Source organism: Aquabacterium parvum (assembly GCF_001447195.1).
GTDB classification, from domain to species: domain Bacteria; phylum Pseudomonadota; class Gammaproteobacteria; order Burkholderiales; family Burkholderiaceae_C; genus Aquabacterium; species Aquabacterium parvum.
Window position 1 is genome coordinate 1 of the sequence record NZ_LFRI01000496.1, and the last position, 273, is coordinate 273.

At 60.4% G+C, this 273-nt stretch carries 1 pseudogene; it reads left to right on the forward strand.

The features are described from left to right. Nucleotides 1-273 (forward strand): annotated as a pseudogene (locus tag ABG80_RS23025) (protein rep); the annotation flags it as partial.

A 273-nucleotide genomic window follows, 5' to 3' on the forward strand; every position in this document is an offset into this window, starting at 1 on the left:
GCACATGATCGCCTTGGCCGAGGTCGAGCCCAGCCAGGAGCGCTTGTCGCGGGATTGGCACCAGATCACCGGGGACAGCTTCATCGTTGATGTGCGGCCCATCGTTGGAGATCCCGCCGAGGGGTTCATGGAGGTTCTCAAGTACGCCGTCAAGTTCAGCGATCAGCCGGTTGCCGATACATGGCATGCCTTTCAGACGCTCAAGGGGAAACGCCTTCTTGGTTCTGCTGGGTGCTTCCGAGGTGTCGAGGTGCCGGAAGAGCTGACCGATGA